This window comes from Pantoea sp. M_9, from assembly GCF_008631385.1.
GTDB lineage: Bacteria > Pseudomonadota > Gammaproteobacteria > Enterobacterales > Enterobacteriaceae > Pantoea > Pantoea eucrina.
Genome location: NZ_VWUF01000006.1, coordinates 117471 through 132200, shown reverse-complemented (window position 1 = coordinate 132200; position 14730 = coordinate 117471). Strand labels below are relative to the sequence as shown.

General features: G+C 58.9%; 12 protein-coding genes and 1 riboswitch. Of the genes, 3 read left to right on the top strand and 9 right to left on the bottom strand.

From position 1 onward, the window contains the following. Positions 1-67 precede the first annotated feature (67 nt). Entirely contained in the window at positions 68-829 is a 762-nt protein-coding gene (locus F3I15_RS11325; RefSeq protein ID WP_150017976.1) for a DedA family protein, read from the top strand. On the opposite strand, the gene thiQ is transcribed toward F3I15_RS11325, so the two are convergent. From thiQ to sgrR, 4 genes are all read right to left on the bottom strand, one after another. Beyond that, positions 826-1527, bottom strand: a complete 702-nt coding sequence (gene thiQ, locus F3I15_RS11320; RefSeq protein WP_150017975.1) for a thiamine ABC transporter ATP-binding protein ThiQ — start codon at positions 1525-1527, stop codon at positions 826-828. The genes F3I15_RS11325 and thiQ overlap by 4 nt on opposite strands. Next, a complete protein-coding gene (gene thiP, locus F3I15_RS11315) occupies positions 1511-3121 on the bottom strand; it encodes a thiamine/thiamine pyrophosphate ABC transporter permease ThiP (protein ID WP_150018001.1) in 1611 nt (536 codons plus the stop codon). The genes thiQ and thiP overlap by 17 nt, the downstream gene beginning before the upstream one ends. Next, positions 3097-4083, bottom strand: a complete 987-nt coding sequence (thiB, locus tag F3I15_RS11310) for a thiamine ABC transporter substrate binding subunit (protein ID WP_150017974.1) — start codon at positions 4081-4083, stop codon at positions 3097-3099. Before thiB ends, thiP begins: the two co-directional genes overlap by 25 nt. 46 nt (positions 4084-4129) lie before the next feature. Beyond that, a riboswitch (TPP riboswitch) is annotated at positions 4130-4225 on the bottom strand. Positions 4226-4260: 35 nt separating this feature from the next. After that, a complete protein-coding gene (gene sgrR, locus F3I15_RS11305) occupies positions 4261-5922 on the bottom strand; it encodes an HTH-type transcriptional regulator SgrR (protein ID WP_150017973.1) in 1662 nt (553 codons plus the stop codon). Positions 5923-6179: 257 nt separating this feature from the next. Between sgrR and F3I15_RS11300 the strand changes: the two genes are divergently transcribed. Then, positions 6180-7385: an MFS transporter gene (locus F3I15_RS11300; RefSeq protein ID WP_150017972.1), complete on the top strand. Its 1206-nt coding sequence runs from the start codon at positions 6180-6182 to the stop codon at positions 7383-7385. Between the two features lie 35 nt (positions 7386-7420). On the opposite strand, the gene leuD is transcribed toward F3I15_RS11300, so the two are convergent. From leuD to leuL, 5 genes are all read right to left on the bottom strand, one after another. After that, complete coding sequence (gene leuD, locus F3I15_RS11295) at positions 7421-8026, bottom strand: 3-isopropylmalate dehydratase small subunit (RefSeq protein ID WP_104085543.1); 606 nt, start codon at positions 8024-8026, stop codon at positions 7421-7423. A gap of 3 nt (positions 8027-8029) precedes the next feature. Then, entirely contained in the window at positions 8030-9436 is a 1407-nt protein-coding gene (gene leuC / locus F3I15_RS11290; RefSeq protein WP_150017971.1) for a 3-isopropylmalate dehydratase large subunit, read from the bottom strand. Between the two features lie 2 nt (positions 9437-9438). Then, the gene (gene leuB, locus F3I15_RS11285) at positions 9439-10530 is read right to left on the bottom strand and encodes a 3-isopropylmalate dehydrogenase (RefSeq protein ID WP_150017970.1); all 1092 of its coding nucleotides are present in this window, start codon (positions 10528-10530) and stop codon (positions 9439-9441) included. A 2-nt stretch (positions 10531-10532) separates the two neighbouring features. Then, positions 10533-12095, bottom strand: coding sequence for a 2-isopropylmalate synthase (gene leuA / locus F3I15_RS11280; RefSeq protein WP_150017969.1), 1563 nt, complete (start codon positions 12093-12095; stop codon positions 10533-10535). 92 nt (positions 12096-12187) lie between these two features. After that, on the bottom strand, positions 12188-12271 hold the full coding sequence (leuL, locus tag F3I15_RS18455) for a leu operon leader peptide (RefSeq protein WP_108569992.1): 84 nt from the start codon (positions 12269-12271) through the stop codon (positions 12188-12190). Between the two features lie 733 nt (positions 12272-13004). Here leuL and ilvI point away from each other — a divergent pair. Next, positions 13005-14729, top strand: coding sequence for an acetolactate synthase 3 large subunit (gene ilvI / locus F3I15_RS11270; protein ID WP_150017968.1), 1725 nt, complete (start codon positions 13005-13007; stop codon positions 14727-14729). Position 14730 lies beyond the last annotated feature (1 nt).

The window sequence follows — 14730 nt, the reverse complement described above, 5'->3', positions numbered from 1 at the left end:
GGGAAAAGCTTGACGCCCTGACGCAGGCTCAGGACAATCCAGCCTTCATATTCCGCAGAGGATAGCTATGGAAGCCTGGATTCAACACCTGTTTACACAATCGCTGGAGTACGCGCTGTTCGCCGTTGCTCTGGTGACCTTTCTTGAATCACTGGCGTTTGTGGGTCTGCTGCTGCCGGGTACCGTGCTGATGGCCAGCCTGGGGGCGCTGGTGGGCAGCGGTCAGATTGGCCTCTATCCGGCGTGGGCAGCGGGGCTGATTGGCTGCCTGCTGGGCGACTGGATCTCCTACGGTATCGGCTGGAAGTTTCAGGGGCCGCTGCACCGCTGGAAGTATCTGAAAAAGTATCAAAGCCTGCTGGATAAGACCGAGCATGCGCTGCATCAGCACAGCATGTTTACCGTGCTGGTAGGGCGCTTTGTCGGTCCGACACGTCCGCTGATCCCGCTGGCGGCCGGTATGCTTGAGCTGCCGGTGCGGAAGTTTCTGCCGCCCAATATCATCGGCTGTATTTTGTGGCCGCCCGCCTATCTGCTGCCGGGGATCCTCGCCGGTGTGGCCATTGATGTGCCGCAGGCGCAGGGCGACAGTTTTAAATGGCTGCTGCTGCTGGTAACGATTCTGCTCTGGCTGGGCGGCTGGCTGCTCTGGCGCTGGTGGCGCAGTGACAAAACGCGCGACTGGGCAACCCGCTACCTGCCGAAAGCGCGCCTGCGCTGGCTGGCGCCGCTGATGGCCATAGCGGGCAGCGCCGCGTTTATCGCGCTGCTGTTTCATCCGATGATGCCTGTTTTCCTGCAGCTGCTCTGGAAAGTCTTCTTCGCTTAAGCTGGCGTAATACCCAGGCACGCGGCGCTGCTGCTCTCACCCCGAAGCAGCGCCGCCGTCTCACCATCCCACTCGATCCGGCCATCAGCAATCACCAGACTGCGTGCGGCAATCTGCTGCGCATCCTCCAGACTGTGCGACACCATCAGCAGCGTGATATTGCGTGCGTCACACACCGTGCGCACCAGCTGCAGCATTTCGCGGCGCAGCGCCGGGTCAAGCGCGGAAAAAGGCTCATCCAGCAGCAGTACCGGCTGGTTGCGCAGCAGGCAGCGTGCCAGCGCCACCCGCTGCCGCTGGCCGCCGGAGAGCTCGCCAGGCAAGCGCGCCAGTAAATCATGCAGTCCGGTCTGGTGTGCAATCTCCCCCAGCTGCTGCTGCTGGTCGCGCGTGAGCTTCAGACCCGGATGCAGACCCAGGGCCAGATTCTGCTGCACCGAAAGGTGCGGAAAGAGATTGTTCTCCTGAAACAGCATCGAGACCGGACGCAGCGCCGGTACGCTGCGGGTGTGGTCGCGGCCGTTAATCAGCAGCGTGCCGTGGCTGACCGGCAGAAAGCCGCCGATCAGGCTCAGCAGCGTGCTTTTACCGGCGCCGCTCGGGCCAAGTATCGCCAGCCGTTCGCCCGCCTGAGCGCTGAAGCTGAAACGCATCGGCAGATGCTGATAAAGATAAGTAAGATCAGTGAGTGTCAGCATGGCGTCCCGGCAGTTTTTCCATCAGAGTAAAAAGTAACAGGCAGAGCAGCAGCAGCAGCAGGGCGGTCGCGGCACCGTCGGCACCGCGATAGGCACCGATCTGCTGATAAAGATACCAGGGCAGGGTGCGGAAATCGGCGTTGCCAAACAGCGCCACTACGCCAAAGTCGCCAATCGAGAGCACGCAGGCAAAGGCGAGCGCCTGCGCCAGCGGACGCTTCAGCAGCCGCAGCTCAATCAGCTTCAGGCGATTGAGGCCGGAGAGACCGAGCGAAGCGCAGAGCGGCGCATAGCGTGCGGTGATATCGCGCATCGGGTTTTCCAGCACTTTCATGGCGTAGGGAATGGCGATCAGCGCATTGGTAAAGATCACCAGCCCGTCGGCACGCGCCGGCAGCCCGGAGGTGGCGGTAAACAGCAGGAAAAAGCCGCTGGCCAGCACGATGCCCGGCATCGCCAGAATCAGCATGCCGCTCAGCTCCAGCGCCTGTGCGCTCGCCCGATGCTGGCGCTGACGCAGCTCGCGGCTGCTCCACAGCAGCATCATCGTCAGGATCACACAGAGTGCGCCCGCGCCAAGGGCGATGCGCAGCGAGGTCAGCGTGGCCTGCCAGAGCGCCGGCTGCTGCAGCGCGCCGGCCACACCGCCGCGCACGCCATCGGCCACCACCGCCGCCAGCGGAGGCAGCAGCAGCAGCAGCGCGAGAGCAATCAGCAGCATGTCGCTGACGCGTGCAAACCCGCTATCCTGCGGATCGCGCCAGCCCTGCAGCGTCTGACTGCCGGCAGGGATCGCTTTACTGAAGCGCTGACTGAGCAGCACCAGCAGCAGACAACAGCTGAGCTGCAGCAGCGCCAGCAGCGCGGCGCGGCCGGGATCGTAATCAAAACTCAGCGCCTGGTAGATCGCCAGCTCCAGCGTGGTCGCTTGCGGCCCGCCGCCCAGCGCCAGCACCGTGGCGAAGCTGGCAAAGCAGAGCATAAAGATCAGCGCCGCGGTCGGCAGGATCTGCCGGCGCAGCCAGGGCCACTCCAGCAGCCGGAACAGATTCCAGCCGCGCAGCCCAAGCTGAGCCGCCAGCTGACGCTGCTCCGGCGGAATGCTCTCCAGCGCCTGCAGCAGCATGCGCGTGGCCAGCGGCAGGTTAAAGAAGACGTGCGCCAGCAAAATACCCTGCAGGCCATAGGGAGAGAAGTGGTAGGGAATACCCAGCAGCGTGCAGAGCTGCGCCAGCCAGCCGCTGCGGCCGTAGACGCTCAGCAGGCCAAATACCGCCACCAGCACCGGCAGCACCAGCGTCATCGCACATAAACGCAGCAGCAGCGTGCGGCCAGGAAAGCGGCGGCGGTAGAGCGCGCGCGCCAGCAGCACGGCCGGCAGCACGGAGCAGAGTGCCGAGAGCAGCGCCTGCTCAAATGAGAACGCCAGCACGTGATGCAGATAGCTGTCACTGAGCAGTGTGCGCATGTCCGGCAGCGGGGCCGCCGTCAGCAGCGCCCCCAGCGCGAGCAGCGCCACGGCGCACAGCAGCAGCGCGCTCAGCGCGCCGGGTATCAGCCAGCCGGGCATCAGCGGCTGACAGCCCGCTGCCAGGCGCTGATCCACGCGGCGCGCTGGTCAGCCACTTCTGCCGATGAAAACTGCAGCGCTTTTTGCGGCACGTTCAGCGCCCGATAGCCAGCCGGCAGATCGCTTTTGATCACCGGGTACATCCAGTTGCCGGTGGGGATCGTCTGCTGGAAAGCGGGGCTGACGATAAACTGCATAAAACGCTGCGCCAGCGCCGGCTGTTTGCTGCTGGCCAGCCGTGCAGCGACTTCGACCTGCAGATAGTGCCCCTCGCTGAAGGTGGCAGCGGCGTAGTTCTCTTTCTTCTCTTCAATAATGTGGTAAGCGGGCGACGTGGTATAGCTCAGCACCAGATCGCCTTCGCCCTTGAGAAACAGGCCGTACGCTTCACTCCATCCTTTGGTGACGGTAACGGTTTTCGTCGCCAGCTTCTGCCACGCCGCGTCGCTGCGATCGCCAAACACTTTTTGCATCCAGAGCAGCAGGCCGAGTCCTGGCGTACTGGTACGCGGGTCTTCATAGATAACCCGCCATTTCTCCGGGCTTTCAACCAGCTCCTGCAGGCTTGCAGGCGGATTCTTCAGGCGGTTTTTGTCATATACAAAGGCGAAGTAGCCGTAATCAAAGGGAACAAAGGTGTCGTTCTGCCAGCGCTCAGGCAGCTGCAGCGCCGCGGTATCGACCTGACTTTTAGCAAACAGACCGGTTTTCTCCGCCGCCTGCAGAAGGTTGTTATCCAGTCCCAGCACAACGTCCGCTTTACTGTTTTTCCCTTCCATGCGCAGACGGTTGAGCAGCGAGACGCCATCCTCCAGCGCCACGTAGCGCAGCTCGCAGCCGCACTCCGCTTCAAACGCTTTCTTTACCGCCGGGCCCGGGCCCCATTCAGCGGCGAACGAATCATAGGTATAGACAGTCAGTAGCGGTCTGGCGGCGAATACCGGCGCAGATAACAGCAGCAGGACAGGCAGAACGTTCTTTAACACTTTGCGCTCCTTAAGGAGAGGATATGAGTGAGTCGCAAAGGATCTGAGGCTGGCACATCTCAAATCCCTACGCCGGTATTAACCGGATCAGGTTCGACGGGTTTCTCTCAGCCTGACGACGCAGGCACCCCGTTGAGAACGGCTTAGTGTAGACATTTCCGCCACGGCGTGAAAGCGTCATAACGCAGGTGGCGCAAACCAGGCAGATTTAAAATCGAACCAGCCCAGCGTGTTCAGCCGTACGCCGCGCATGCTGCGCTGGCCTTCCAGCAGCAGCCAGTGGTGAAACAGCGGATGCAGCCAGTCCTGATCCACCAGCTGGCGCGCCCACTCAGCCAGCGGCAGGCGTTTTTCACGCCAGCGCGCAGCATCCTCATGCCACGCCAGCGGAATGCAGTGCTGCATCAGCGGCAGCTCATAGAGCTGCGCAAACAGTGCGTACTCCAGCGGCAGAGTGAAGTTAACGCTGCCGAGCCAGATATCACTCTCTCCGGCGCCGGCAAACCACGCTTCGTAGCTCACCACTCGCGTGATCAGTTCAACCCCCTGCATCGCCAGCAAGGGACGCAGCGCGCTGGCGATGCCTTCATGCTCGACGTGGTCGCTGTACCAGCTTAACGTCAGCCGGGTCAGACCTTCCGGCTTGTCCGCCGCCCGCAGATCGCGGCGATGGTGCCAGCGCGGCAGCAGGCCCCAGGCAGGAAACCAGTAACGCTGATAGCCGGGATCGGCATGATGCAGCAGGGTAACCGGATTAAGCAGGTCGCTGACCCAGCGGCGGAACCGGGCATGGCGTCCCCAGGCGGAGCGCTGGTCAAACAGCAGGAAGTAGCAGCCCTCCTCCAGACGACTCTCTTCCGCTATCTCATCCGCCTCGCTGCCCTGCAGTTTTACGCCAGAGTAGACCAGCTCGTCACTGACTTCCGGCAACACCCAGATGGAGACTTCATCAATCAGCGCGCGGTAACCAAAGTAGTCGTCAAACGCGGCAATTTTCAGCTGCGTCTGCTGATTACGTACCACGCTGTAAGGGCCGCAGCCGGCAGGCTGGCGGGCAAAGTCGGGCAGGGACGGCCATTCGCGCGGCAGGATCATGGCGCTGACGCTGCCCAGCAGCCACGGCAGCCAGCTGTCAGGCTGGGTCAGAGTGATATCCAGCGTCCAGGGCGCCGGCGAGTGCAGCTGCGAGATATGCGCAAATAGCGGCAGAGCAGCGCTGCGCTGCAGCGAATCAAGAATATCTGCCATCTCCAGCTCGCGCCCGTGATGAAAGCGGATGGCCGGACGCAGATAAAAGCGCCACTGCTGCGCGGAGAGTTGCTGCCAGTGGTGAGCGATATCGGGTTCAATTTCCCCGTTTTCCTCATTTATGCGCGTCAGGCCGCTGAAGATCTGGCGGGCCAGGTGCGTTTCCGAGCGGCGCAGCGGCGAGGCGGGCAGCAGGTTCTGCAGCGGACGGTAGTAGAGCACGCGCAAAATATGTTTTCCCTGACGCACGCTGCGGCCAAGGTGGGCAGCAATCATCTGCCGCATCTGCGCTTTGTCGCCAACCAGCTGAACCAGCTGGTCAATACCGTCCTGCTCCAGCAGCGCTTCTGCCCGCTGCTGCTGCAGCGCCAGACCGGTACAGCGGAAGCGCAGCTGCGAACGCTTTCCGCGTCCCGCCTCAGCCTGCCAGGTCAGCCAGCCTTCATGCTGCATCGCCTGAAGCAGGTTGCGCATATGGCGCCGTGAGCAGTGCAGGCTGCTGGCCAGTGCATCAAGCGTTGTCGCCCGATCCTGACCTTCACACTGCTGCCAGAGACGAATAAATTGCTGCTGCAGACGAGGTGAAGACATAAAAGGGGAACTCCGTGGCGATTTCGCTCAGTGTTTGCTGCCCTATAATAGAGGCATACTGCCAGCTAATGGAAGAGCGGGAGGCACCCGATCCGGGTGGCGCTCAACCAGCTGTGTCGCCCGTGTGGCACATTTTTTCTGAGTAGGGTGCAATTACACCGCCAGCAGATTTTTCTCTGCTGGCTTTTTTCATAGCGGTGTGAAATCGTCTACGCTCTTTCGCTACTCTTTTCTGTTTTTTCCAAAGGGATTTCTGCATGAAGTCGCTGTTAACGCGGCAGCGCCGCCCCGATCCGGTCTATCTCGCTTTTATGGCTGTCACCTTTATGGCAGGCGTTGCGGGTGCGCTGCAGGCACCAACCCTCAGCCTGTTTCTGACCCGCGAGGTGCAGGTACGGCCCTTCTGGGTCGGACTCTTTTTCACCATCAACGCACTCGGCGGCATTGTGATCAGTATGCTGGTAGCAAAGCGCTCCGACACGCGCGGCGACCGGCGCCATCTGATCCTCTTTTGCTGCCTGATGGCCATTCTGAACGCGCTGCTGTTTGCGTTTAACCGTCACTACGCCACGCTGATAAGCCTGGGCGTGCTGCTCTCCGCGCTGGCCAGCGTCGCAATGCCGCAGATATTTGCGCTGGCGCGGGAGTACGCGGACGCATCAGCGCGTGAAGTGGTAATGTTCAGTTCGGTGATGCGGGCGCAGCTGTCGCTGGCGTGGGTCATCGGTCCGCCGCTCTCCTTTGCGCTGGCGCTTAATTTCGGTTTCGTCACGCTGTTCGCCGTGGTGGCGGGCATGTTTTTACTGAGTATGCTGCTGATCTGGCGCGGCCTGCCGTCGGTACCGCGCGTGGTGGCGACGCCGGAGCAGCTGCTGCTGCAGGTCAGCCCGTGGAAAGATGCGCAGGTGATGCTGCTGTTTATCGCCTCAGTAATCATGTGGGCGTGTAACACCATGTATTTTATTGATATGCCGCTCTACATGAGTAACACGCTGGGGCTGCCGGAAAAGCTGGCGGGCCTGCTGATGGGAACGGCCGCCGGGCTGGAGATCCCGATTATGCTGCTGGCGGGCTTTTACGCGAAGCGCGTCGGCAAGCGCGCGCTGATGCTGATGGCGGGCGTGGCGGCAATTCTCTTTTATCTCGGGCTGGTGCTGTTTACCTCAAAAACGGCGCTGATGCTGCTGCAGCTGTTTAACGCCGCTTTTATCGGCATTATCGCCGGTATTGGTATGCTCTGGTTTCAGGATCTGATGCCCGGCCGGGCGGGCGCGGCAACAACGCTGTTTACCACCTCTATCTCCACCGGACTGATCGTAGCCGGCCTGCTGCAGGGGATCCTGAGCGAGCGCTTCGGGCATGAATCGGTTTATCAGGTGGCGCTGGGCATGTCCGTGCTGGCGCTGCTGCTGATCGCGCGCGTGCGCGATGTGCAGCCGGCGACGGAGATCGCCGGCGCGTAAAACGTGCCGCTACCTGACGTAGCGGCGTTTAATCATTAGCGCAGGAAAGCGGGCTGCTGCTGCTCGTAGCGCGCGATCGACTCTTCATGCTGCAGCGTCAGGCCGATACTGTCCAGGCCGTTAATCATGCAGTGGCGGCGGAAGCTGTCGATCTCAAACGTATAGATCTTATCGCCTGCCGTGACCGTCTGCGCTTCCAGATCCACCGTAAAGCGCATGCCCGGACTGGCGTCAACCAGCCGGAACAGTGCGTCAACATCCTCTTCGCTCAGTCGCACCGGCAGCAGCTGATTGTTAAAGCTGTTGCCGTAAAAGATATCGGCAAAGCTCGGCGCAATGACGACATGGAAACCGAAGTCGGTCAGCGCCCAGGGGGCGTGCTCACGGGAGGAGCCGCAGCCGAAGTTCTCGCGCGCCAGCAAAATGCTGGCACCGGCAAACTCAGGCTTGTTAAGCACAAAGCTGGCGGTAGGCTGTGTGCCGGCATCATCGTCAAAACGCCAGTCGTGAAACAGGTGGGCACCGAAGCCAGTGCGGGTGACCTTCTGCAGAAACTGCTTTGGAATAATGGCATCGGTATCGACGTTGGCCGCATCCAGTGGCGCGACAATACCGGTGTGCTGCGTAAATTTAGTCGCCATCGCTTAAGCTCCCTGAGTCAGTTCACGAATATCGGCAAAACGGCCGGAGACCGCTGCGGCGGCAGCCATCGCCGGGCTGACCAGGTGCGTACGGCCACCACGGCCCTGACGGCCTTCAAAGTTGCGGTTGCTGGTCGAGGCGCAGCGCTCGCCCGGATTCAGGCGATCGTTATTCATGGCGAGACACATAGAGCAGCCCGGCAGTCGCCACTCAAAACCCGCCTCAAGAAAGATTTTATCCAGACCTTCCGCTTCCGCCTGCGCTTTAACCGGGCCGGAACCTGGCACGACCATCGCGATTACGCCGGGTGCCACTTTACGCCCTTTGGCAATCGCCGCGGCAGCGCGCAGATCCTCAATGCGTGAGTTAGTACAGGAGCCGATAAAGACTTTATCGATAGCTACATCGGTCAGCTTCACACCTGGCTGCAGGTTCATGTAAGCCAGCGCTTTTTCAGCAGAGGCGCGCTCAACCGGATCGGCAAACGAGGCGGGATCGGGTATCGCCTGATCCACCGCCATCACCTGACCCGGATTGGTGCCCCAGGTGACCTGCGGAGCAATATCGGCGGCGTTCAGCGTCACCACGCTGTCGAACACTGCGTCCGGATCTGACTTCAGCGTGCGCCAGTAGGCCACGGCCTGCTCCCAGTCGTCGCCTTTCGGCGCGAACTGCTTATCTTTCAGGTAGGCGAACGTGGTGTCATCCGGCGCCACCAGACCCGCTTTCGCGCCCATCTCAATCGCCATATTGCACAGCGTCATGCGGCCTTCCATGCTCAGCGCTTCAATCGCCGGGCCGCAGAATTCAACCACGTGACCGGTGCCGCCGGCGCTGCCGGTTTTACCGATGATCGCCAGCACGATATCTTTTGCAGTAATGCCCGGCGCAGCGGCGCCCGACACGTTGATTTTCATGGTTTTCGCACGACCCTGTTTCAGCGTCTGGGTGGCGAACACGTGCTCGACCTCAGAGGTGCCGATACCAAACGCCAGTGAACCAAAGGCGCCGTGCGTGGCGGTATGTGAGTCGCCGCAGACGATGGTCATACCCGGCAGGGTCATACCCTGTTCCGGCCCGATCACGTGTACGATGCCCTGGAAGGGATGGTTCAGGTCGTAGAGCTGGATGCCGAACTCGTCGCAGTTCTTCATCAGCTCCTGCATCTGAATCCGCGCCATTTCACCGGACGCATTGATATCTTTCGTCTGGGTTGAAACGTTGTGATCCATGGTGGCAAAGGTTTTTTCCGGCTGACGCACTTTACGGCCGTGCGCGCGCAGGCCGTCGAACGCCTGCGGGGAGGTCACTTCGTGGATCAGGTGACGATCAATATAGAGCAGCGGCGTTTCATCGGGCGCTTCGTGAACGACATGTGCGTCAAATAACTTCTGGTATAAGCTTTTCATTTTTATTTTTCTCCGGCAATGAAGCCCGCGATGAGGCTACCCATTTCATCCGTACTGACGGCAGGGCCGTCGCCCGCCAGATCGCGGGTGCGATGGCCCGCTTCCAGCGCCTGGCTGACCGCCTGTTCGATAGCATCAGCAGCGTCGGCGGCGTTCAGGCTGAAGCGCAGCAGCATTGACAGCGACAGGATCTGGGCAATCGGGTTAGCGATATTTTGTCCGGCGATATCTGGCGCAGAGCCGCCAGCGGGTTCAAACAGGCCAAAGCCCTCTTCATTCAGGCTGGCTGACGGCAGCATGCCCATCGACCCGGTGATCATGGCGCACTCATCAGAGAGAATGTCGCCAAACAGGTTGGAGCAGAGCAGGACATCAAACTGCGACGGATCTTTGATCAGCTGCATGGTGGCATTGTCGATATACATATGCGCCAGCTGCACGTCAGGATACGCTTTTGCCACTTCATTCACGATTTCGCGCCACATCACCGAACTCTGCAGCACGTTAGCTTTATCGATGGAGGTAACATGATGACGGCGCTTGCGTGCGGCTTCAAAGGCGTTACGCGCAATGCGCTCAATCTCAAAGCGGTGGTAAATCTCAGTATCGAACGCCCGCTCGTGTGCACCGCTGCCTTCGCGTCCTTTTGGCTGGCCAAAATAGATGCCGCCGGTGAGCTCACGTACGCAGAGAATATCAAAACCGCGCGCTGCAATATCGCTGCGCAGCGGGCAAAATGCTTCAAGACCTTTATAGAGCGCGGCAGGGCGCAGATTGCTGAACAGTTTGAAATGCTTGCGCAGCGGCAGCAGCGCCCCGCGTTCCGGCTGGCCAGCCGGCGGCAGATGCTCCCACTTCGGGCCGCCAACAGAGCCAAACAGAATTGCGTCTGCCTGCTCAGCCCCGGCTACGGTCGCAGGCGGCAGTGGTTCACCGTGACGATCGATGGCGATACCGCCAACATCATATTCGCTGGTAGTGATACGCATGCCAAAGCGGGTGCGAACCGCGTCGAGCACTTTCATCGCCTGCGCCATCACTTCCGGGCCGATTCCGTCGCCAGGCATGACCGCAATATGATATGAGTGAGTCATAGTTACACCGTTTCCTTCTGTTCTTTAAATTTACGCTGCAGTTCTTTTTCGACCTGTCGGGCTCGCCAGATGTTGTTGAGTGCGTTGATCATCGCTTTGGCAGAGGATTCAACGATATCGGTGGCGAGACCTACGCCGTGGAACTTGCGTCCGTTGTAGTTCACTACGATATCCACCTGGCCCAGGGCATTTTCGCCGTGGCCTTTCGCCGTCAGCTTGTAGTTCACCAGCTCGGCGTCAAAGCCGGTAATGCGATTGATTGCCTGATAGACCGCGTCAACCGGACCGTTGCCGGTAGCCGCATCCGCTTTGGTCTCTTCACCACAGCCGAGCTGGACTGAAGCGGTTGCCGTGACGCTGGAGCCGGTCTGTACGTTGAATTCGTTGAGCTGGAAAAATTCCGGCTCTTCATGCTGTTTGTTGATAAAGGCGAGCGCTTCCAGATCGTAGTCAAACACCTGACCTTTCTTGTCAGCCAGCTTCAGGAAGGCGTCATAGAGCGCGTCGAGGTCGTAGTCAGCCTCTTTATAGCCCATCTCTTCCATACGATGTTTTACCGCCGCGCGTCCGGAGCGGGAGGTAAGGTTCAGCTGAATTTTGTGCAGGCCGATCGATTCTGGCGTCAGAATTTCGTAGTTTTCGCGGTTTTTCAGCACGCCATCCTGATGAATGCCGGAAGAGTGCGCAAACGCATTTGAGCCGACCACCGCTTTGTTCGCCGGAATCGGCATGTTGCAGATCTGGCTGACAATCTGGCTGGTGCGGTAGATCTCCTGGTGATTGATAGCGGTGTGAACGTTCATGATCTGCTGGCGGGTTTTGATCGCCATGATCACCTCTTCCAGCGCGCAGTTACCGGCACGCTCGCCCAGACCATTCAGCGTGCCTTCAACCTGACGCGCGCCCGCCAGTACCGCAGCAATAGCGTTGCCGGTTGCCATCCCTAAATCATCATGGGTGTGCACTGAAAGGATCGCTTTGTCGATGTTAGGCACGCGATTAACCAGCTGCCCGATAATATTGGCGTACTCGCCAGGCAGGGTATAGCCAACGGTATCGGGAATATTGATGGTGGTAGCGCCGGCGCTGATGGCGGCTTCAACCATGCGGCAGAGATCGTCAATCGGCGTGCGTCCGCCATCTTCACAGGAGAACTCCACATCATCGGTGTAGTTGCGTGCGCGTTTTACCATGTGCACCGCGCGTTCAATCACTTCCGGCAGCGTGCTGCGCAGCTTGGTCGCAATATGCATCGGTGAGGTAGCGATAAAGGTGTGAATACGGAACGCATCGGCGACGCGCAGTGATTCGTAAGCGGCATCAATATCTTTCTCGACACAGCGCGCCAGCCCGCAGACACGGCTGTTTTTGATCGTACGGGCAATGGTCTGTACCGATTCAAAGTCACCGGGTGAAGAGACCGGGAAACCCACTTCCATTACGTCCACGCCCATTCTTTCCAGCGCCAGGGCGATCTGCAATTTTTCTTTAACACTCAGGCTGGCCTGTAACGCCTGTTCGCCGTCGCGCAGAGTGGTATCGAAAATAATAACTTGCTGGCTCATGGTTATCTTCCTTTTGCATTAACGTCGCCGGTGCAACGAGCATAAAAAAACCCGCGCAGTGGCGCGGGTTTTTAACTTTCAGCGGGTTGGAATCAGTTGTTGATTTCGCCCACGAGTCTACCGCGCAAACTGGATGCGTTTAGTAGTAGACCGAGTAGGCGGAAAGAACGAAACATGAATCAGACCCCATAAAATGTGTGCTGTACATATTGGTACTGGATTAGCGATGTGATGTCAACCCTGAGCCAGCGGCTATTTTTCTTACGCCAAAAGCGCGATCTGCTGGAAATATTGACGCCTGTGGAGGATCGCGAAAAAAATAGCGCACTGCATCACAGGGTCAGATGTAATGCGCGCTATTACAAATCGATTATTTTGATTAAGCAGCTGATTTTATTTATCTATTTTAATTTTCACGCCAGATGAAAATACAAGTCTCGGGCTGCAGGGCAGAATAATATAATGCCTCCGGCAATTTTTGACGTTAATCACGCGGCAAAGAAAGAAGTTAAAAATATTGTGGGCTATAGCAGCAGGCGATAACAAAAATATATTTCTTACAACTCGCTGAAAATAATCTCCAGGCCAGCATATTCCTCTGAATTTATGCCTGACGATTAGTTTATTCATCGTACCCTGACCCGACACGTCAGAGGCTTGCGTGTCAGAGAACGCACGTCACAGGCCCTGGCGGTTTGCAGCCCGCAGGCTCTGCGGTTATGGTAATCGTCCTACTCTCAAAAGAATTCATTCAGGTAGATTCCCGATATCTGGAAGGCGGAAATGAATTCCTTCTTCTGAGCATAAACATAAGATTTTGATCTTAATTGGCGATAAGGGAACAGATGCGACACCGTGCGCTGGACAGCGCTGCCCGTCGCGGCTGTTCCTGACGCCTGGAGGCAGAAAATGGAGATGTTGTCAGGAGCCGAAATGGTCGTCCGTTCGTTGATCGATCAGGGCGTAAAGCAGGTATTCGGTTATCCGGGCGGAGCAGTGCTCGATATCTATGATGCGCTGCAGACGGTCGGTGGAATTGACCATGTACTGGTGCGTCACGAACAGGGCGCAGTGCATATGGCAGATGGTCTGGCGCGGGCAACTGGCGAAGTTGGCGTGGTGCTGGTGACGTCTGGCCCGGGGGCGACAAATGCCATCACCGGTATCGCAACCGCCTATATGGATTCGATTCCGCTGGTGATCCTGTCAGGCCAGGTGCCCTCATCGCTGATTGGCTATGATGCGTTTCAGGAGTGTGACATGGTCGGTATCTCCCGACCGGTGGTCAAACACAGCTTTCTGGTAAAGAGCACGGAAGAGATCCCCACTGTACTGAAAAAGGCATTCTGGCTGGCGGCCAGCGGACGCCCTGGCCCGGTGGTAATCGATCTGCCTAAAGATATCCTTAATCCGGCAAACAAGCTGCCGTATGCCTGGCCGGAAAGCGTCAGCATGCGCTCTTATAATCCGACCCTGCAGGGCCATAAAGGTCAGATCAAGCGCGCGCTGCAGACGCTGCTGGCTGCGCATAAACCGGTAATCTATGCCGGTGGCGGGGCGATCACGTCAGGATGCGAAGCGGAACTGCGCCAGCTGGCTGAGCAGCTTAACATCCCGGTAACCACCTCGCTGATGGGGCTGGGCGCATTTCCCGGGACGCACCGTCAGTGCGTCGGCATGCTGGGCATGCACGGCACGTATGAAGCCAACATGACGATGCACAACGCCGATTTGATCTTCGGCATCGGCGTACGCTTTGACGATCGCACCACCAACAATCTGGCAAAATATTGCCCGAATGCCACCATCATGCATATTGATGTGGATCCGACATCTATTTCAAAAACGGTCAGCGCAGATATTCCGATCGTTGGCGATGCCAGACAGACGCTGGTGCAGATGCTGGAGCTGCTGGCGCAGAGCGAAAGGCAACAGCAGCACGACAGCCTGCGCGACTGGTGGCAGAACATTGAAACCTGGCGCAGCCGTAAGTGCCTGGAGTTCGATCGCAGCAGCGATAAAATCAAACCGCAGGCGGTGATAGAGACAATTGCGCGTCTGACGGGCGGCGAGGCTTACGTGACCTCTGATGTCGGACAGCATCAGATGTTTGCTGCGCTCTACTATCCGTTTGACAAGCCGCGTCGCTGGATCAACTCCGGCGGCCTTGGCACTATGGGCTTTGGCCTGCCAGCTGCGCTGGGCGTGAAGATGGCGCTGCCGGAAGAGACGGTGATCTGCGTCACCGGTGATGGCAGTATCCAGATGAACATTCAGGAGCTGTCGACAGCGCTGCAGTACGATCTGCCCGTGCTGGTGCTCAATCTGAACAACCGTTTCCTCGGCATGGTGAAACAGTGGCAGGATATGATCTATTCCGGACGCCATTCACAATCCTATATGGAGTCGCTGCCCGATTTTGTCCGCCTGGCTGAGGCGTATGGCCATGTCGGCATCGCTATCCAGCATCCGGCCGAGCTGGAAGAGAAGCTGCAGCTGGCGCTGGATACGCTGGCAAAAGGGCGACTGGTGTTTGTGGATGTCACCGTTGATGGCAGCGAGCACGTCTATCCGATGCAGATTCGGGGCGGCTCAATGGATGAAATGTGGTTGAGCAAGACGGAGAGGACTTAAT